Raw genomic sequence first — 17,929 nt, 5'->3', positions numbered from 1 at the left:
TACGAGGGCTTCCGTCCGGCACGCCGAGAGCACGCACCGAACGCCGCCCGGCCCGCCCTCCGGGCGGACGACGGGACTTTCGCAACACGCCCTAGGACCGCCCCTCGCCGAACCCCGCCGCCAACCCCCGGTGCCGTGCTGCGACTTCGCGTGCCTGCTCGGCGGTGATCGTCGAACCGGGCTGCCCACCCAGTTCCTCGACCAGGTCCGCGAAGCGCAGATGTTCCGCGCGGGCGTGCTCGCGGCAGGCCAGACACGTCACCCGGTCCGGTCGCGGCGAGGTCATGGCGTACGGCACCCGTATCCCGCACCCGGTGCTGACCACGCTCGGCAGGCTCCCCACCAGACCGAACGTGGACGCGAGCACGTGGCGGACCCCCGCCTCGCCACGGACAACCCGCGCCTCGACATGGACGTGCGGATCGGCACCGGCCGCGTCTCCCTCCAAGTCCCCTTCCACGCACCCTCCTTCCACCGCTCCCATGGTCGCCCCAACGGATGGCCCCGGCATCACCCCCTGGCAGGATGCCCACATGCCCGAACCCACCGCGGCCGACTACGGCTGGATACGCCACTCCTCGCCCCTGTTCGCCTACGCCATGGAACTCGGCTACTCCCTGACCCTCGTACGCGGTCTCACCCCGGCCGAACTGGTCGAGAGAATCGCGGCGGAACCGCTCGGCACCTGCCACGGATCGGCCGAACTGGTGGAGAAGAGCAGCGAGTTCATGGACGACTGCGGCTACATGCCCGAGTCGTCCCTCGTGGGAGTGTGCGCCGTACGGGACGAGAACGGCCAACCCTGGTCCCTGGCCCTGAACTTCAGCGGCGACCTCGGCGTGCGCCCGAGACTCATGGAACCGCTCTCCACCGGCACCCGCGCCGTCACGCACTCCAGCAACGGCGGCAAGCCGATGGACTTCTTCCACTGGCACGAGAACGGCGAGCTGCGCATCACCTTCGAGCACGCCGCCCGGCGCGAAGGTTCCACCCCCGACGCACTGAACATCGTCCTCACCGACCTCGGCCTCGACCCGTACGGCGACGGCGATCCGAACGTCGACCGCAAGGCGGCCGTCCTCGCCCTCACCGAACGCCTCACACGGGTCCGCGTGACCGAAGCGCTGCTCCAGGAAGCGGAGTTCGAGCTGGCCGAACTCCCGGAGGAGCCCCCCGAGGAGTGGCACGGCATCACCATCGACCTCCGCCCCCACTGAGACGGCAGCCCCGGAAGCCGGGACGGCCGTATCAGGAGACACACAGGTCAGTTCACATTGACCGCACTCCAGGCCGCCGCCACCGCGTTGTACTCCACGCTGCCCGCCCCGTACAGATCCTTCGCCGCGTTGAGCGTCGCCGTCCGCGCGCCCGCGTAGTTCGTCGAGGACGTCATGTAGACGGTCAGCGCCCGGTACCAGATCTTCCCCAGCTTGTCCCGGCCGATCCCGGTGACCGTACTGCCGTTGTACGTGGGGGAGTTGTAGCTGACCCCGTTGATCGTCTTGGCCCCGCTGCCCTCCGCGAGGAGATACGCGAAGTGGTTCGCGACGCCCGACGAGTAGTGCACGTCGAGGTTGCCGACCGAACTGCTCCAGTAGTCCGCGGAGTTGCCGTCCTTCGACGGCTGGTCCATGAACCGCAGCGCCGCCTTGCCGAAGCCCGACTTCACGATCTTCTCGCCGATGAGGTAGTCCCCGGTGTCGGTGGAGTTGCCCGCGTACCACTCCACCAGCGTCCCGAAGATGTCCGAGGTCGCCTCGTTGAGCCCGCCGGACTCGCCCGAGTAGGTCAGCGCCGCCGTCTTCGAGGTGACGCCGTGCGACATCTCGTGGCCCGCCACGTCGAGCGAGACCAGCGGCCCGAAGGTCGTCCCGTCCCCGTCGCCGTAGGTCATGCAGAAGCAACTGTCGTCCCAGAACGCGTTGTTGTACGCCGAGCCGTAGTGCACCCGGTTGTACGACCCCTTGCCGTCGCCCGCGATGCCGTTGCGGCCGTGGACGTTCTTGTAGTAGTCCCAGGTGACGTCGGTGCCGTACTGCGCGTCCACCGCGGCGGTCGAGCGGTCCGAAGTCGCCCCGGTGCCCCAGTGGTTGTCGGCGTCGGTGAAGAGGGTCGCCGGCGCCCGGCTGATGCAGATCCCGAAGACGCACAGGTCGGTCTTGTTCGCCGCGTCACCGGTGTACGTGTTCCCGCGCGTCGCGTCCTTGAGCTGATACGTCGACCCCGACACCGTCGTCTCCAGCGGAACCGTGCCGCTGTACAGCGACTTGCCGTCGCCGGTCGCCGTCTCGATGGTGTCCCAGGCGTCGATCTGGGCGCCGGTGCGCGCGTCGGTGAGCACCAGGCGGGCGACCGGGTTGCCGAGCGAGTCCTGCGCCACCACGTTGGTTTGCCAGGCCAGTCTGGGCGCGCCGTGCAGGGCGTCGACGACCAGCTGGGGCTTGGCCGTCACCTTCTTCAGGGTCTCGCCGAGGTTGGCGGCCTTCAGCGCGTTCACCGCGAGGTCGGCGGCCTTCGGTGCGGAGAGCGCGGGGGTGACCGACGCCAGGGATATCGCGCTCCGGGTGGCGCGCGAGGCGCTGCGGTACGTTCCGTCGGACGCCAGGTGGACCACGAAGTCACCGCCCAGGACGGGCAGTTGGCGGTAGGTGCGGTCGTAGCGGACGTGCTGCGTGCCGTCCTTGTCCACGATGACGTCACGTACCTTCGTCCCCTGCGCGGAGGTCAGGCCGAGAGCCGAGGCCTCCTCGCCGAGGACGGACGCGGCGTTCTCCAGGGCGGTGGCCCTGGTCGGTCTGTCGGCCGCCCCGGCGGCGGGGGAGAGGGCGGCGGCCAGCAGGGTGGCGGCGGTGGCGGCCACTCCGGCGGTGGCGAGACGACGGGAGCGAGCGCTGCGGACGTACGGGCGTATCCGGCTCATCTGTCTCCTCTGAAGGGCGCCCGAGGGCGCGTGGGGGGTGGCGCAGATGTTGACGAAGATTTAAGAGGCCCCGACATGTCATGTCCAGGGCGCCTCACGTGCAGATGTGTGAGAGGAGAGAATCGTTTCTGTGACCCCTGCGAGACTCCCGTTCTTCGTCTACGGCACGCTGCGCCCCGGCGAGGTCAACCACGACCTGTTCTTGCGCGGCCGGATCCGCTCCGAGGAGCCCGCCCGCCTCGCCGACGCGCTGCTGTACGACGGCCCCGGCTACCCGTATGCCGTGGAGGAGGCCGGGGGAGTGATCGCGGGGGAACTCGTCACCCCACGGGCCGAGGCCTACACCGAACTGCTCGCCGCCCTCGACGAGTTGGAGGAGTACGCCCCCGGCGACCCGCGCAACCTGTACGAACGCGTCCCCCGCGAGGTGACCCGCACGGCCGACGGCACGTCCGTGCCCGCATGGGTCTACCTGGCCGCACCCCCGGTCGCCACCCGCCTGCGCACCCACGGCAAACTCATCGAGAGCGGCGACTGGTTGTCCCGCGGCTGAGTCACCCGGGTCCGGCGGAGCGGCGGCCGGGGCCGCCGTGGGACTCGGCGTCACCTCGTGCGGTCCGGTGAAGGACGCGGCCGTGGAGATCTGGCACTGCGACGCGTGGGGCTACTACTCCGGCTACACCCCCGGCGGCAGCGCGCCGAAGGAGAGCGAGGACACCGGCGGCGCCGACGACACGACGTACCTGCGCGGCTATCGGACGACCGACGGCGACGGGGTCGTCGAGTTCACGACGATCTGCCCCGGCTGCTACACCCCGCGCGCCACCCACGTCCACGTCAAGGTGCACACCGGCGCGAAGGACGTCCTGACGACGGTGACCGGTTCGGTGGCCAAGGGCTTCACGGCCACCCTCACCGTCGGCATCGACCCGGACAAGGAGCAACCCACAGCCGAGCGGACAGCCACCGACCGGGTGGGGGGCGAAAACCCCGTCTAGCGCCCGACCGCCTCCACCCGCACCGCGCACGCCTTGAACTCCGGCATGCGGGAGGTCGGGTCGAGGGCCGGGTTGGTGAGGGTGTTGGCGCGGCCCTCGCCGTACCAGTGGAACGGCATGAAGACGGTGTCCGGGCGGATGCCGAGCGTGATGCGGGCCGGCGCCACCGCCCGGCCCCGCCGCGAGATCACGGCGACGGGGTCGCCCTCGGCCGCCCCGAGCCGCTCCGCGAGCCGCGGGTGCAGCTCCACGAACGGCCCCGGCGCGGCCGCGTTCAGCTCGTCCACCCGCCGGGTCTGCGCCCCCGACTGATACTGCGCCACGACCCGCCCGGTCGTCAGCAGCACCGGGTACTCGTCATCGGGCTCCTCGGCGATCCCCCGATGCGACACGGCGACGAACCGGGCCCGCCCGTCGGGAGTGTGGAACCGGTCGAGGAAGAGCCGGGGGGTGCCGGGGTGGGGGGCGGAGGAGGCGGCGGGGCCGAAGCCGCCACCGACCGTGGACGCGGCCTGCGTGGAGCCGCCACTGACCGCAGACGCGGCCCGCGCGGCGCTGCCTCCGGCGGTCCCGGCCGACGCCGAGCCGCCCGTCGACCCGGTGCTCCCGGAGTCGCCGCCCGCGTCGGGCAACCCGCCCGCACCCGGCGTCTCGTCCGCCGGGCACGGCCAGAACACCCCGTTCTCCGCCGCGAGGCGCCCGTACGTGATCCCCGAGTAGTCCGCCGCCCCGCCCGCGCTCGCCCGGCGCAGCTCCTCGAAGACCTCTTCCGGATCCGTCGGGAAGCCCTTCTCCACGCCCAGCCGGTCGGCGAGTTCGTGCATGACCTCCAGGTCGCTGCGGATACCGTCCGGGGGCGTGATCGCGCGCCTGCGCAGCAGCACCCGCCCCTCCAGGTTGGTCGTCGTGCCCGTCTCCTCGGCCCACTGCGTCACCGGCAGCACCACGTCCGCGAGCGCCGCCGTCTCCGACAGCACGACGTCGCAGACGGCGAGGAAATCAAGGGACTTGAACCGCTCCTCGATATGCGCGGCACGCGGCGCCGACACCACCGGGTTGGAGCCCATCAGCAACAGCGACCTGATGTCCGTACCCAGCGCGTCCAGCAACTCGTAGGCGCTGCGCCCCGGTCCGGGCAGCGAGTCGGGGTCCACGCCCCACACCTCCGCAACATGCCGCCGCGCCGCGGGGTCGTCCAGCTTGCGGTAGCCGGGCAACTGGTCGGCCTTCTGGCCGTGTTCACGTCCGCCCTGACCGTTGCCCTGCCCGGTCAGACACCCGTATCCGCTGTACGGCCGCCCCGCGCGCCCGGTCGCCAGGCACAGGTTGATCCACGCGCTCACCGTGTCCGTGCCCTTGGACTGCTGCTCGGGCCCGCGCGCGGTGAGCACCATCGCGGACTCCGGCTCGCAGAACATCCGTACCGTCTCGCGGAGTTGGGGAACCGGCACACCGGTGATCCGCTCCACGTACTCCGGCCAGTGGGCCATCGCGGCGGCCCGCGCGTCCTCCCAGCCGACCGTGCGCTCCCGGACGTACTCCTCGTCGACCCGCCCCTCGGCGACGACCAGGTGCAACAACCCGAGCGCCAGGGCGAGATCGGTCCCCGGCCGGGGCATCAGATGCAGGTCGGCCTGCTCGGCGGTCTTCGTCCGGCGCGGGTCGATGACGATCAACGTGCCGCCGTTCTCGCGCAGTTCGGTGAAGAACCGCAGCGACGGCGGCATGGTCTCCGCGAGATTGGAGCCCACGAGGATCACACAGCCGGACTTCGGGATGTCCTCCAGCGGGAACGGCAGCCCCCGGTCGAGGCCGAACGCCTTCATCCCGCCGGCCGCCGCGGACGACATGCAGAAGCGCCCGTTGTAGTCGATCTGCGAGGTGCCCAGCACCACCCGGGCGAACTTCCCGAGCGCGTACGCCTTCTCGTTGGTCAGCCCGCCCCCGCCGAAGACCCCGCACGCGTCCGGGCCATGTTCCGTACGCGTGCGGGACAGCCCCTCCGCGATCCGGTCCAGCGCCTCGTCCCAGGTGGCGGGCACGAGGGTGCCCCCGGAGCGCACCAACGGGGAGGTCAGGCGCACCCGGGAGGAGAGCACGGCGGGCGCGGTACGGCCCTTGCCGCACAGCGCCCCCCGGTTCACCGGGAAGTCCGCGCGCTCGCTCACCTCGACGGTCCCGTCCGGAGCGGGGGTGAGGTTCATTCCGCACTGCAGGGCGCAGTACGGGCAGTGCGTGGGCGTCACGGAGTCAGACATGCCCTCCAGCGTGCTTCGGCCGTGTTACGCCGGGGACGGCTCTGTGTTACGCCGCCAAGACGGCACCCTCCCTGCCGAAGAGCCGCACCGGTGAGGCGCCCCGCGCCCCCGAACCCTGGTCCCCGCACCCTGGTCCCCGCACCCTGGCCCCCGCGCCCCGCACCTGCCCCCGGCACCCGAGAGCTCGCCCTTGCCCCGCGCCATGGGTACGCCGCCCCACCTCACCCCCCGCCGGCCAGCGCGGCGGCCACCCCCGTCTCCTTCGGCCCCAGGAACCGCGGATCCGGCCGGAACACCACGTCCAGCGCCGCCTTGCCCGCCGCGAGGAGCTCGCGGGTCTCGCCGTAGTACCAGGTGACGTCGCGCTTGTCGGCCACGCCGACGCCGTACGAGTCGACGCCCGCCGCCTCGCAGAGCGCCACCGCCCGCCGGATGTGGAAGTCCTGGCTGATCAGCACCGCCCGGTCCACGCCGAAGATCTTCCGGGCGCGGACACAGGAGTCCCAGGTGTCGAAGCCGGCGTAGTCGCTGACGATCCGCACGTCCGGCACCCCGTGCCGCGTGAGATACGTGCGCATGGCGTCGGGCTCGTCGTAGTCCTCACGGCTGTTGTCCCCGGTGACGAGGACGACCTTCACCTTCCGCTCGCGGTACAGCGTGGCCGCCGTGTCCAGCCGGTGGGCGAGATACGGCGACGGCTCGCCGTCCCACAGCCCCGCGCCGAAGACGACGGCGACGTCGGTGCGGGGCGCGTCCGACGTCGTCCGCAGCCGGTCGCCGGTCGTCAGGCGCAGCCAGGTAGCCGGAAGGAGGGCGAGCACGCACCCCGCCACCACGGCCCGCACGAGCCGCCGCCGGCCGGCACGCGTGCGCGGCAGACGTGGTCTGCGCGGTCTCGGAAGCGGCTTCGGAAGTCGCAACGGACGTCGCATCGGACGGGCCCTCCCCGGTCGGCTTTCGACATCCAGAGACGTACCGTCAACCGGAACGGTTCGCCGACCAGCACGTGACCAGGCTCACTGCGAGCGCCAAAGCCCCAGCTCACGCCACCTCACACACCCCATGCCCCCCACCGTGAACCCCCCGAAAACCCCCGTCATTCCGGCGCAACGGGAAGGCAACCTGCCCCGGCGACCATCGATCCATGACGGCGACGAGTAAGACGAGCACATCGCAAGCTCCTCGCGAGGACCTAGAGAGTACGGCGCATCTCATGAACCGGATCAGCAGCCAGCTCGCCAGCCAGCTCAGCCTCGTCTCCCTCGACGGCAGGCGGCGCCCCGAGCCCCCGGCGCTCGTCGTCGTGGCCCACGGCAGCCGCGACCCGCGCACCCTGAACACGGTCCACCGCCTCCTGGACCAGGTCCGCGAAGCCCGCCCCGGCCTCCCGGTGCACCTCGGCCACATCGAACTCAACGAGCCCCTGCTCCCCGACACCCTGGCCGCCCTCGGCGAGTCGGAGGCGGTCCTGGTCCCCCTGCTGCTGAGCCGCGGCTACCACGTGAAGCGGGACATCCCGGAGATGGCGACGGCAGCGAAGGCCCACACGCGCGTGGCGGCGCCTCTGGGCCCCCACCCCCTCCTGGTGGAGACCCTGCACGCCCGCCTGGTGGAAGCGGGCTGGCGCACGAAGATGGACGCGGAGACCCGCAGGGAAAGCGCGGTGGTCCTCGCGGCAGCAGGCTCCCGAGACCCGGAGTCGGCCCTGGACACCCGCCACACCGCCAAACTCCTCGCGGCCCGCCTGGGAGTCCCGGTGATCCCGGCCTACGCCTCCGCGGCCACCCCCACGGTGGAAACAGCGATCAGGTCACTGACGGCAAGGGGCCGCCACAGGGTGGCAGTGGCGTCGTACTTCACGGCCCCGGGCCTGTTCGCCACCCAGTGCGCGGAGAAGGCTCCCTGGATAGCGTCCGCTCCCCTGGGCACGCACCCCGCGATGACCGACCTGATCCTGCACCGCTACGACCAGGCATCCCACCTAAGGGGCGCGGGGAACTGCGCGACCAGCCACGAACAGGCCGCACTCGCCGTATAACCGTACCCGGCAACTGAATAGGCACATTACTGTCGAGGCATGTCGTACGACCCGCACTCAACCGACCGCTGGGCCCCAGAACCCGACAAACGCCCCGGCCGCACCGCCTTCCAACGCGACCGCGCAAGAATCCTCCACTCCGCCGCCCTCAGAAGGCTCGCCGGCAAAACGCAGGTCGTCACCCCCGGCACCCGCAACCAGGTATGGGACGCCAGCCCCCGCACCCGCCTGACCCACTCCCTGGAATGCGCCCAGGTAGGCCGAGAACTGGGCGCAGCCCTGGGCTGCGACCCGGACCTGGTCGAGGCCGCCTGCCTCGCCCACGACCTCGGCCACCCCCCCTTCGGCCACAACGGCGAACAGGCGCTGAACGAATTCGCGGGCGACTGCGGAGGCTTCGAGGGCAACGCCCAGTCCCTCAGACTCCTCACCCGCATCGAACCCAAACGCTTCACGGAAGAGGGTTCGGTAGGCCTCAACCTCACCCGCGCCACCCTCGACGCGGCCACCAAATACCCCTGGCCCCGAGGCGCCCACAACACCCCCAAGTTCGGCGTCTACGAGGACGACCGACCCGTCTTCGACTGGATCCGCAAGGACGCCCCCGGCACCCGCACCACCTTCGAGGCCCAGGTCATGGACTGGTCCGACGACGTGGCGTACTCCGTGCACGACGTGGAGGACGGCCTGCACGCGGGCCACATCGACCCCAACGTCCTGCACGCGGACCCGGAACGCGCGGAGGTCTTCGCGGTGGCCCGCGGCCGCTACGTACCCGAGGACACCGACCCCGCCGAACTCGCCGCGGCCCTGGACAGGCTCCAAGAAGAACCCTGGTGGCCGCACGGCTACGACGGTTCCGCCGTCGCCCAGGCCCGCCTCAAGGACGCCACCAGCCAGCTCATCGGCCGCTTCTGCCTCGCCGCGGAGGGCGCCACGCGCGCGCGGTACGGCACCGGCCCGCTCACGCGGTACACCGCCGAACTCGTCGTACCGCACGAGACCCGCCTGGAGTGCGCCGTCCTCAAGGCCGTCGCCGACCGGTACGTCATGCAGCGCGCCGAACAGGAGCGGCTCCGCGCCGACCAGCGGATCGTCGTCGCCGAACTCGCCGACGCGCTCACCGCCCGCGCCCCGGACGGCCTCGACCCGCAGTTCCGTGCGCTGTTCGACCAGGCGTCCGACGACCGTGCGCGCAAGCGGGTGATCGTGGACCAGATCGCCTCGCTCACCGACGCGTCGGCGCGCTCGCTTCATGCGCGTCTCATGGGGCACGTGTAGAACACAGGCGACAGGAGTGACGGGAAACGCGCCCGAATGTGACCCTCCGTGGCCTGATCGGGCCACTCCCTCTTCCCCCCTCACGCTCCGTGCGGGACGCTCCAAGGTGGCGGCACCTTTACGAGGAGGCATCAAGTGGTCGACGCGGATCAGACTTTCGTGATCGTCGGAGGGGGTCTCGCCGGCGCGAAGGCGGCCGAGACGCTCCGGGCCGAGGGCTTCACCGGCCGCGTGATACTGATCTGCGACGAACGCGACCACCCCTACGAGCGCCCGCCGCTCTCCAAGGGCTACCTCCTCGGCAAGGAGGAGCGCGACAGCGTCTTCGTCCACGAACCCGCCTGGTACGCGCGCAACGACATCGAGCTGCACCTCGGCGAGACCGTCGACGCGATCGACCGTACGGCGAAGACGGTCCGCTTCGGCGAGGACGGCACCGTCGTCCGCTACGACAAGCTGCTCCTCGCGACCGGCGCCGAGCCCCGCCGGCTGGACATCCCGGGCACCGACCTGGCCGGTGTCCACCATCTGCGCCGGCTCGCGCACGCCGAGCGCCTCAAGGGCGTGCTCGCCGCCCTCGGCCGGGACAACGGCCACCTGGTGATCGCGGGCGCCGGCTGGATCGGCCTGGAGGTCGCGGCGGCGGCGCGGGAGTACGGCGCCGAGGTCACCGTGGTCGAGCCGCTGGCGACCCCGCTGCACTCCGTCCTCGGCCCGGAACTCGGCAACGTCTTCGCCGAACTCCACCGCGAGCACGGCGTCCGCTTCCACTTCGGCGCGCGGCTCACCGAGATCGTCGGCCAGGACGGCATGGTCCTCGCGGCCCGCACCGACGACGGCGAGGAGCACCCGGCGCACGACGTCCTCGCGGCGGTCGGCGCGGCCCCGCGGATCGCGCTCGCGGAGGCGGCGGGGCTGGAGATCGCGGACCGTTCCCACGGCGGCGGTGTCGTGGTCGACGAGCGGTTGCGCACCTCCGACCCGGACATCCACGCGGCCGGTGACGTGGCCTCCTTCCATCACGCCCTCTTCGACACGCGGCTGCGCGTCGAGCACTGGGCCAACGCGCTCAACGGCGGCCCGGCGGCGGCCCGCGCGATGCTGGGCCGTCAGGTGACGTACGACCGGGTGCCCTACTTCTTCTCCGACCAGTACGACCTGGGGATGGAGTACAGCGGGTGGGCACCCCCGGGCACGTACGACGAAGTGGTGATCCGCGGCGACGCCGGAAAGCGGGAATTCATCGCCTTCTGGCTGAAGGACCGTCGCGTGCTGGCGGGGATGAACGTCAACGTGTGGGACGTCACGGACCCGATCCAGCAGCTGATCAGCACGAAGACACAGGTGAACACGGAGTCCCTGGCGGACCCGCACGTTCCGCTCGAAAGCCTCGTCCCGTAGGTGTCAGTCCACCACCGTAGAATTCACGCGTGGCAGGACGGATCAACGACGAGGACGTGAAGGCGGTTCGGGACGCGGTCCCGATCGACGCCGTGGTGTCCGAGTACCTCCAGCTGCGCAACGCGGGTGGCGGCAACCTCAAGGGCCTGTGCCCGTTCCATGACGAGAAGTCGCCGTCCTTCCAGGTCAGCCCGAGCAAGGGACTCTTCCACTGCTTCGGCTGCCAGGAGGGCGGCGACACCATCACGTTCGTGATGAAGGTCGACCACCTCACCTTCTCGGAGTCGGTCGAGCGCCTGGCCGCCCAGGCCGGCATCACCCTGCGCTACGAGGAGGGCGGCTACAACCCCGCCCACCAGCGCGGCGAACGCATCCGCCTGGTCGAGGCCCACAAGATCGCCGCCGAGTTCTACATGGAGCAGCTGGCCGTCAGCCCCGAGGCCGACACCGGCCGCCAGTTCCTCGCCGAGCGCGGCTTCGACCAGGCCGCCGCCCAGCACTTCTCCGTCGGCTACAGCCCCCAGGGCTGGGACCACCTCACCCGCTTCCTGCGCGGCAAGGGCTTCACCGACAAGGAGCTGCTCCTGTCGGGCCTCTCCCAGGAGGGCCGCCGCGGCCCCATCGACCGCTTCCGCGGCCGTCTGATGTGGCCCATCCGCGACATCGGCGGCGAGGTCGTCGGCTTCGGTGCGCGCAAGCTCTACGAGGCGGACAACGGCCCCAAGTACCTCAACACGCCCGAGACGGCGATCTACAAGAAGTCCCAGGTCCTCTACGGCATCGACCTCGCGAAGAAGGACATCGCGAAGGCTTCCCGCGCGGTCGTCGTCGAGGGCTACACCGACGTCATGGCCTGCCACCTCGCCGGCGTGACGACCGCCATCGCGACCTGCGGTACGGCCTTCGGCGGCGACCACATCAAGATCCTGCGCCGCCTGCTGATGGACAACGGCTCGGCCCGGGTGATCTTCACCTTCGACGGCGACGCGGCCGGCCAGAAGGCGGCCCTGCGCGCCTTCGAGGACGACCAGAAGTTCGCCGCCGAGACCTACATCGCCATCGCCCCCGACGGCATGGACCCCTGCGACCTGCGCCTCGCCAAGGGCGACGACGCGGTCGCCGACCTGGTCGAACCCCGCACCCCCCTCTTCGAGTTCGCGCTGCGCCAGATCGTCGTCCGCTACGACCTCGACACCCCCGCGGGCCGCGCCGCCGCCCTCGACGAAGCGGCCCCCATCGTCGCCCGCATCAAGAACAGCGGCGCGCAGCACGAGGTCGCCGTCCAGCTCGCCGGCATGCTCGGCATCCTCGACACCCAGTTCGTCGTCAAGCGGGTGGCCCAGCTGGCCCGTTGGGCCCGCGACCGCGGCGGCAAGGGCCCGGCCCCGTCGGGACGCGGTCCGCAGCAGCAGCCGTACGACTCCGCCCCCCGCCCCGCCGTCTCCGGCCCGGCGCTGACCCTGCGCAACCCCGTCTACGCCACCGAGCGCGAGCTCCTCAAGCTCGCCCTCCAGCGCCCCGAGCTGGTCTCCCCGGCCTTCGACGCGTACGGCGTCGACGAGTTCACCTGCGCGCCCTACGCCGCCGTACGCGAGGCCATCATGGAGGCGGGCGGCGTGGAGTACGGCGTCCAGGACCCGCAGGACTACCTCGTCCGGGTCCGCGAGGCCGCCCCGGACGACACGGTGCGCGCCATGGTCACGGAGCTGGCCGTCGAGGCGATCATGCGCAAGACGGTCGACGAGCTCTACGCGGGCGCCCAACTGGTCACCGTCCGCCGCCGCGCCGTCGACCGCCGCATCCAGGAGATGCAGGGCACCCTGATCCGCCTCGGCACCGGCGGCGACCCGGCCCACCTGGCCGCCGTACAGAACGAGGTGTGGGTCCTCCAGCAGTACGGCCAGGCATTGCGCGAGCAAGGGGCGTCGGCCCTCTAGCCGGCCGTACGGCGGGGTAACTGCGCGGTCACGGCCCGATTGCAAAAAGTCACCGCACGCCCCTCGTGGCGGCGATGTGTCGTACTCCACACTGGGTTGCGGTGCCTGAGTCCTCGGAGCGCGGCCGATCCGTCCCCAGCGGGTCCCAGACCCCCGCGGTTCCGCTCATCGCGTACGGGACGGACAGCGGCGAGGCCGCCGACTCCGCCCCCGAAGTACCGCTGCCGTACTCCTTGGCAGCGATCATCCTGGAGGTCGCCCCCGTGCAGACCCAGACCCTCACACAGACCGAGAACGGTACGGACGACACGGCAGAGCAGGACACCGAGACCGACGTCCTGGTCGCGGTGCCCCCGCAGAGCCGTGTCGCGCACCACCCCGAGGCGGAGCCCGAGGGCCCGCCCGCCGACGTGCTGGAGAGCACGGAGGCACCCGAGCCGGTCGAACCACCGGTACCGGCCCGCGCCCGCGCCGACACCAGCGGACCGTCCTCGGACCTGTTCCGCCAGTACCTGCGGGAGATCGGCCGCATCCCGCTGCTCACCGCGGCCGAGGAGGTCGAACTCGCCCGCCGCGTCGAAGCGGGCCTGTTCGCCGAGGAGAAGCTGAGCAACACCCCTGATCTGGACAGCCAGTTGGCGCTGGACCTCGACCGGATCGTCGTGATGGGACGGATGGCCAAGCGCCGCCTCATCGAGGCGAACCTGCGGCTCGTGGTGTCCGTCGCCAAGCGGTACGTCGGCCGTGGCCTGACCATGCTCGACCTGGTCCAGGAGGGCAACCTCGGCCTCATCCGGGCCGTCGAGAAGTTCGACTACGCCCGCGGCTACAAGTTCTCCACCTACGCGACCTGGTGGATCCGCCAGGCCATGTCCCGGGCCCTCGCCGACCAGGCCCGCACGATCCGGGTCCCGGTCCACGTCGTGGAGCTGATCAACCGGGTCGTCCGGGTCCAGCGCCGGATGCTCCAGGAACGCGGCTACGAGCCGACGCCGGAAGAGGTCGCCACGCATCTTGACCTGGCGCCGGAGCGCGTCAGCGAGGTGCTCCGACTCGCCCAGGAACCGGTGTCGTTGCACGCCCCGGTGGGCGAGGAGGACGACGTCGCGCTGGGCGACCTCATCGAGGACGGCGACGCGACGTCACCCGTGGAGTCGGCGGCGTTCCTGCTGCTCCGGGAGCACCTGGAAGCGGTGCTGTCGACATTGGGTGAGCGGGAGAGGAAGGTCGTCCAGCTGCGGTACGGGTTGGCCGACGGCCGGCCCCGCACGCTGGAGGAGATCGGCCGGATCTTCGGGGTGACCCGGGAGCGGATACGGCAGATCGAGTCCAAGACGCTGAACAAACTGCGGGATCACGCTTTTGCGGATCAGCTTCGGGGTTATCTGGACTGAGGAAGGGGCCGTTTCCCAACGGCCCCTTCCCGTTAGTCCACCTCCGCCACCGCCTGCGCGAACTGCGCCTTGTACAGGCGGGCGTACGCCCCTCCCGCCTCCAACAGGTCCGTGTGCGTGCCCTGTTCGACGATCGAGCCGTTCTCCATCACCAGGATCGTGTCCGCGTCCCGGATGGTGGAGAGGCGGTGGGCGATCACGAACGACGTGCGGCCGTGGGCCAGTTTGGCCATCGCCTTCTGGATCAGGACCTCGGTGCGGGTGTCCACAGAGGAGGTCGCCTCGTCCAGGACCAGGATCACCGGGTCCGAGAGGAATGCCCGCGCGATCGTGATGAGCTGCTTCTCGCCCGCGCTGACCCCGCTGCCCTCGTCGTCGATCACGGTGTCGTAGCCCTCGGGGAGCGTGCGGATGAAACGGTCCGCGTGGGCCGCCCGGGCCGCCTCCTCGATCTCGCCCCGGGTGACCTCGCGCGAGGCGCCGTACGCGATGTTCTCCGCGATCGTGCCGCCGAACAGCCAGGTGTCCTGGAGCACCATGCCGATGCCGGCGCGCAGTTCGTCCCTCGACATCCGCGCGATGTCGACGCCGTCGAGGGTGATCCGGCCGCCGGAGACGTCGTAGAACCGCATCAACAGGTTGACGAGGGTCGTCTTGCCGGCGCCGGTCGGGCCGACGATCGCGACCGTGTGCCCCGGTTCCACCTTCAGCGAGAGGTCCTCGATGAGCGGCTTCTCGGGGTCGTAGCGGAAGGAGACGTGCTCCAGGGCGACTCGCCCGCGCAGTTCCTCGGGCCTGTCCGAGACCGAGGGGTCCGCCTCCTGCTCCTCCGCGTCCAGGAGTTCGAAGATCCGCTCGGCGGAGGCGACTCCGGACTGCACGAGGTTGGCCATGGAGGCGACCTGTGTCAGCGGCATCGAGAACTGCCGGGAGTACTGGATGAACGCCTGCACATCACCGATCGACAGCGCGCCGGTCGCGACCCGCAGCCCGCCGACGACCGCCACCAGCACGTAGTTGATGTTCGACACGAACATCATCAGCGGCTGCATGACCCCGCTGTTGAACTGCGCCTTGAACCCGGCCTCGTACAGCGCCTCGTTCTGCTCGGCGAACTGCTGCGCCGACTCCTCCTGCCGCCCGAACACCTTCACCAGGGTGTGCCCGGTGTACATCTCCTCGATGTGCGCGTTGAGCTTGCCGGTCGAGCGCCACTGCTGCACGAAGTGCGGCTGCGACCGCTTGCCCACGCGGGTGGCGACGACCGCCGACAGCGGCACGGTGACCAGCGCGACCAGCGCCAGCAGCCAGGAGACCCAGAACATCATCGCGAGCACACCGACGATCGTCAGCAGCGAGTTGACGAGCTGTCCCAGCGACTGCTGGAGCGTCTGCCCGATGTTGTCGATGTCGTTGGTGGCCCGGGAGAGCACCTCACCGCGCTGGCGCTTGTCGAAGTACGACAGCGGCAGCCGCGCCATCTTCGTCTGCACGTCCTCGCGCATCCGGTACATAGTGCGGTTGACGGCCCGGTTGACCATCCGCGTCGCCACCGCCATCAGCAGCCCGGCGACCAGGAACACCCCGACCGCGAACAGCAGCACATGTCCTACGGCGGTGAAGTCGATCCCCTTGCCGGGCGTGAAGTCGGTGCTCTGCAGCATGTCGGCGACCTGACCCTCGCCGCGCTGCCGCATCGAGGCGAGCACCTCCGCCTTGCTGGACCCGGACGGCATCTGCCGCCCGATGATCCCGGAGAAGACCAGGTCGGTCGCCTTGCCGAGGATCTTCGGCCCGACGACGTTGAGCCCGACGCTCAACACCACGCAGACCAGCATCACGTAGAGCGTGACCCGCTCCGGCTTGAACTGGGCGAGCAGCCGCCGCCCGGACACCTTGAAGTCCAGCGAACGGCTGTCCGGGCCGGTGCCCGCCATCATCCGTCCCATGGGCCCGGCCATCAGGCGGCCTCCGCTTCCGTCAGCTGGGAGAGCACGATCTCCCGGTAGGTCTCGTTGTCCGCCATCAGCTCGCGGTGGGTGCCGGTGCCGACGACCCGGCCCTCGTCGAGGACGACGATCCGGTCGGCGTCACGGATGGTGGCCACCCGCTGGGCGACGATCACGACGGTCGCCTCCGCGGTCTCCTCGGCGAGCGCGGCGCGCAGGGCCGCGTCCGTCGCGTAGTCGAGGGCCGAGAAGGAGTCGTCGAACAGGTAGATCTCCGGCCGCTGCACCAGCGTCCGCGCGATCGCGAGCCGCTGCCGCTGACCGCCCGAGACGTTCGTCCCGCCCTGGGCGATGGGGGAGTCGAGGCCGTTCTCCAGCCCCTCGACGAACCTCTTGGCCTGCGCCACCTCCAGCGCGTGCCACAGCTCCTCGTCCGTGGCGTCGGGATTGCCGTAGCGCAGATTGGTCGCGACGGTCCCCGCGAAGAGGTACGGCTTCTGCGGGACGAGCCCGACCGTCTTGGCGAGCAGCACGGGGTCGAGGTCGGCCACCGCGGTGCCGTCGACCAGCACCTCGCCGTCGGTCACGTCGAACAGCCGGGGCACCAGGCCCAGCAGCGTGGACTTGCCGCTGCCGGTCGAGCCGATCACCGCGGTCACCTCGCCGGGCCGGGCCACCAGGTCGATCTCCTTGAGCACCGGCTCCTCGGCACCGGGGTAGCGGAACCCGGCTCCGCGGATCTCCAGATGCCCGTGCCGGCGCAGCTCGGTGACGGGCGCGAGCGGCGGTACGACGCTCGACTCCGTCTCCAGCACCTCCTGGATGCGCTCGGCGCAGACCTCCGCACGCGGCACCATCATGAACATGAAGGTGGCCATCATCACGGACATGACGATCTGCATCAGATAGGCGAGGAACGCGGTCAGATCACCGATCTGCATCCCGCCGCTGTCGATCCGGTGGGCGCCGAACCACACCACCGCGATCGACGACAGGTTCACCGTCGTCATGACCACGGGGAACATCAGCGCGAGCAGGTTGCCGGTCTTGAGGGAGATCTCCGTCAGGTCGGTGTTCGCCTTCCGGAAGCGCTCCTCCTCGTACGAGTCCCGCACGAACGCCCGGATCACCCGGTTGCCGGTGATCTGCTCGCGCAGCACCCGGTTCACGGTGTCGAGCCGCACCTGCATGGACCGGAACAGCGGTCGCAGCCGCCGTACGATCAACGTCACGCAGATGCCCAGCGTCGGCACCACCGCCACCAGCACCCCGGACAGCGGCACGTCCAGGCCGAGCGCCAGCACGATGCCGCCCACGCACATGATGGGCGCCGACACCAGCAGCGTGAACGTCATCAGCGCCAGCATCTGGACCTGCTGGACGTCGTTGGTCGTACGCGTGATCAGCGTGGGCGCCCCGAAGTGGCCCACCTCGCGCGCCGAGAACGACTGCACCCGGTCGAACACCGCCGCCCGCAGGTCCCGGCCGAGCGCGGCCGCGGTCCGGGCGCCGTAGAACACGGCACCGATGTTGCAGACCACCTGCACCAGCGAGATACCGATCATCAGGGCGCCGTAGGAGAGGATGTAGCCGGTGTCTCCGTTGACGACGCCGTTGTCGATGATGTCGGCGTTCAGTGTGGGCAGGTAGAGGGTGGCGCAGGTCTGCAGGAACTGCAGCAGCACCAGGATGCTGATGGGTTTCTTGTAGGGCCTGAGATAGGTCCGTAGAAGTCGTATGAGCACGCTACGTC

13 protein-coding genes and 1 pseudogene are annotated in these 17,929 nt (G+C 70.6%); 8 read left to right on the top strand and 6 right to left on the bottom strand.

Annotated features, from left to right (window positions below; all coding sequences use genetic code 11):
- Window positions 1-91 precede the first annotated feature (91 nt).
- Window positions 92-460: a hypothetical protein gene (locus ABZ896_RS22165; RefSeq protein WP_360931592.1), complete on the bottom strand. Its 369-nt coding sequence runs from the start codon at window positions 458-460 to the stop codon at window positions 92-94.
- Window positions 461-533: 73 nt separating this feature from the next.
- Between ABZ896_RS22165 and ABZ896_RS22160 the strand changes: the two genes are divergently transcribed.
- Window positions 534-1,217 carry a DUF6461 domain-containing protein gene (locus ABZ896_RS22160; protein ID WP_360931589.1) on the top strand — a complete coding sequence of 228 codons (684 nt, stop codon included), beginning with the start codon at window positions 534-536 and terminating at the stop codon, window positions 1,215-1,217.
- Window positions 1,218-1,264: 47 nt separating this feature from the next.
- Here ABZ896_RS22160 and ABZ896_RS22155 read toward each other — a convergent pair whose 3' ends face one another.
- Window positions 1,265-2,920: a M4 family metallopeptidase gene (locus tag ABZ896_RS22155; protein ID WP_360931586.1), complete on the bottom strand. Its 1,656-nt coding sequence runs from the start codon at window positions 2,918-2,920 to the stop codon at window positions 1,265-1,267.
- Between the two features lie 130 nt (window positions 2,921-3,050).
- Here ABZ896_RS22155 and ABZ896_RS22150 point away from each other — a divergent pair, with 130 nt between their 5' ends.
- The gene (locus ABZ896_RS22150) at window positions 3,051-3,473 is read left to right on the top strand and encodes a gamma-glutamylcyclotransferase family protein (protein ID WP_360931583.1); all 423 of its coding nucleotides are present in this window, start codon (window positions 3,051-3,053) and stop codon (window positions 3,471-3,473) included.
- A 58-nt stretch (window positions 3,474-3,531) separates the two neighbouring features.
- A pseudogene (locus ABZ896_RS22145) lies at window positions 3,532-3,780 on the top strand (protocatechuate dioxygenase); the annotation flags it as partial.
- Window positions 3,781-3,914: 134 nt separating this feature from the next.
- On the opposite strand, the gene ABZ896_RS22140 reads toward ABZ896_RS22145, so the two are convergent.
- Window positions 3,915-6,176 carry a molybdopterin oxidoreductase family protein gene (locus ABZ896_RS22140; RefSeq protein ID WP_360931580.1) on the bottom strand — a complete coding sequence of 754 codons (2,262 nt, stop codon included), beginning with the start codon at window positions 6,174-6,176 and terminating at the stop codon, window positions 3,915-3,917.
- Window positions 6,177-6,397: 221 nt separating this feature from the next.
- On the bottom strand, window positions 6,398-7,108 hold the full coding sequence (locus ABZ896_RS22135; protein ID WP_360931577.1) for an ElyC/SanA/YdcF family protein: 711 nt from the start codon (window positions 7,106-7,108) through the stop codon (window positions 6,398-6,400).
- Between the two features lie 212 nt (window positions 7,109-7,320).
- Here ABZ896_RS22135 and ABZ896_RS22130 point away from each other — a divergent pair, with 212 nt between their 5' ends.
- From ABZ896_RS22130 to ABZ896_RS22110, 5 genes are all read left to right on the top strand, one after another.
- Window positions 7,321-8,214: a sirohydrochlorin chelatase gene (locus ABZ896_RS22130; RefSeq protein WP_360931574.1), complete on the top strand. Its 894-nt coding sequence runs from the start codon at window positions 7,321-7,323 to the stop codon at window positions 8,212-8,214.
- A 39-nt stretch (window positions 8,215-8,253) separates the two neighbouring features.
- Complete coding sequence (locus tag ABZ896_RS22125; RefSeq protein WP_360931571.1) at window positions 8,254-9,495, top strand: deoxyguanosinetriphosphate triphosphohydrolase; 1,242 nt, start codon at window positions 8,254-8,256, stop codon at window positions 9,493-9,495.
- A gap of 135 nt (window positions 9,496-9,630) precedes the next feature.
- Window positions 9,631-10,896, top strand: a complete 1,266-nt coding sequence (locus ABZ896_RS22120) for an FAD-dependent oxidoreductase (RefSeq protein ID WP_360931568.1) — start codon at window positions 9,631-9,633, stop codon at window positions 10,894-10,896.
- 29 nt (window positions 10,897-10,925) lie between these two features.
- On the top strand, window positions 10,926-12,833 hold the full coding sequence (dnaG, locus tag ABZ896_RS22115; RefSeq protein ID WP_360931565.1) for a DNA primase: 1,908 nt from the start codon (window positions 10,926-10,928) through the stop codon (window positions 12,831-12,833).
- 101 nt (window positions 12,834-12,934) lie between these two features.
- Window positions 12,935-14,227, top strand: coding sequence for an RNA polymerase sigma factor (locus ABZ896_RS22110; RefSeq protein ID WP_360931562.1), 1,293 nt, complete (start codon window positions 12,935-12,937; stop codon window positions 14,225-14,227).
- Between the two features lie 32 nt (window positions 14,228-14,259).
- On the opposite strand, the gene ABZ896_RS22105 is transcribed toward ABZ896_RS22110, so the two are convergent.
- Window positions 14,260-16,188, bottom strand: coding sequence for an ABC transporter ATP-binding protein (locus ABZ896_RS22105; RefSeq protein WP_360931559.1), 1,929 nt, complete (start codon window positions 16,186-16,188; stop codon window positions 14,260-14,262).
- A complete protein-coding gene (locus ABZ896_RS22100; RefSeq protein ID WP_360931556.1) occupies window positions 16,188-17,921 on the bottom strand; it encodes an ABC transporter ATP-binding protein in 1,734 nt (577 codons plus the stop codon). The genes ABZ896_RS22105 and ABZ896_RS22100 overlap by 1 nt, the downstream gene beginning before the upstream one ends.
- Window positions 17,922-17,929: the final 8 nt, after the last annotated feature.

It is taken from the genome of Streptomyces sp. NPDC047072 (assembly GCF_040643855.1).
In the GTDB taxonomy this organism is placed as follows: domain Bacteria; phylum Actinomycetota; class Actinomycetes; order Streptomycetales; family Streptomycetaceae; genus Streptomyces.
The sequence above is the reverse complement of the archived record's forward strand: the minus strand, read 5'-3'. Positions and strand labels throughout refer to the sequence as shown.

Coding starts and splice junctions, on each gene's coding strand:
- ABZ896_RS22105 (WP_360931559.1), bottom strand. CDS start 16,188: ATGGCCGGGCCCATGGGACGGATGATGGCGGGCACCGGCCCGGACAGC.
- ABZ896_RS22155 (WP_360931586.1), bottom strand. CDS start 2,920: ATGAGCCGGATACGCCCGTACGTCCGCAGCGCTCGCTCCCGTCGTCTC.
- ABZ896_RS22130 (WP_360931574.1), top strand. CDS start 7,321: ATGACGGCGACGAGTAAGACGAGCACATCGCAAGCTCCTCGCGAGGAC.
- ABZ896_RS22125 (WP_360931571.1), top strand. CDS start 8,254: ATGTCGTACGACCCGCACTCAACCGACCGCTGGGCCCCAGAACCCGAC.
- ABZ896_RS22140 (WP_360931580.1), bottom strand. CDS start 6,176: ATGTCTGACTCCGTGACGCCCACGCACTGCCCGTACTGCGCCCTGCAG.
- ABZ896_RS22160 (WP_360931589.1), top strand. CDS start 534: ATGCCCGAACCCACCGCGGCCGACTACGGCTGGATACGCCACTCCTCG.
- ABZ896_RS22135 (WP_360931577.1), bottom strand. CDS start 7,108: ATGCGACGTCCGTTGCGACTTCCGAAGCCGCTTCCGAGACCGCGCAGA.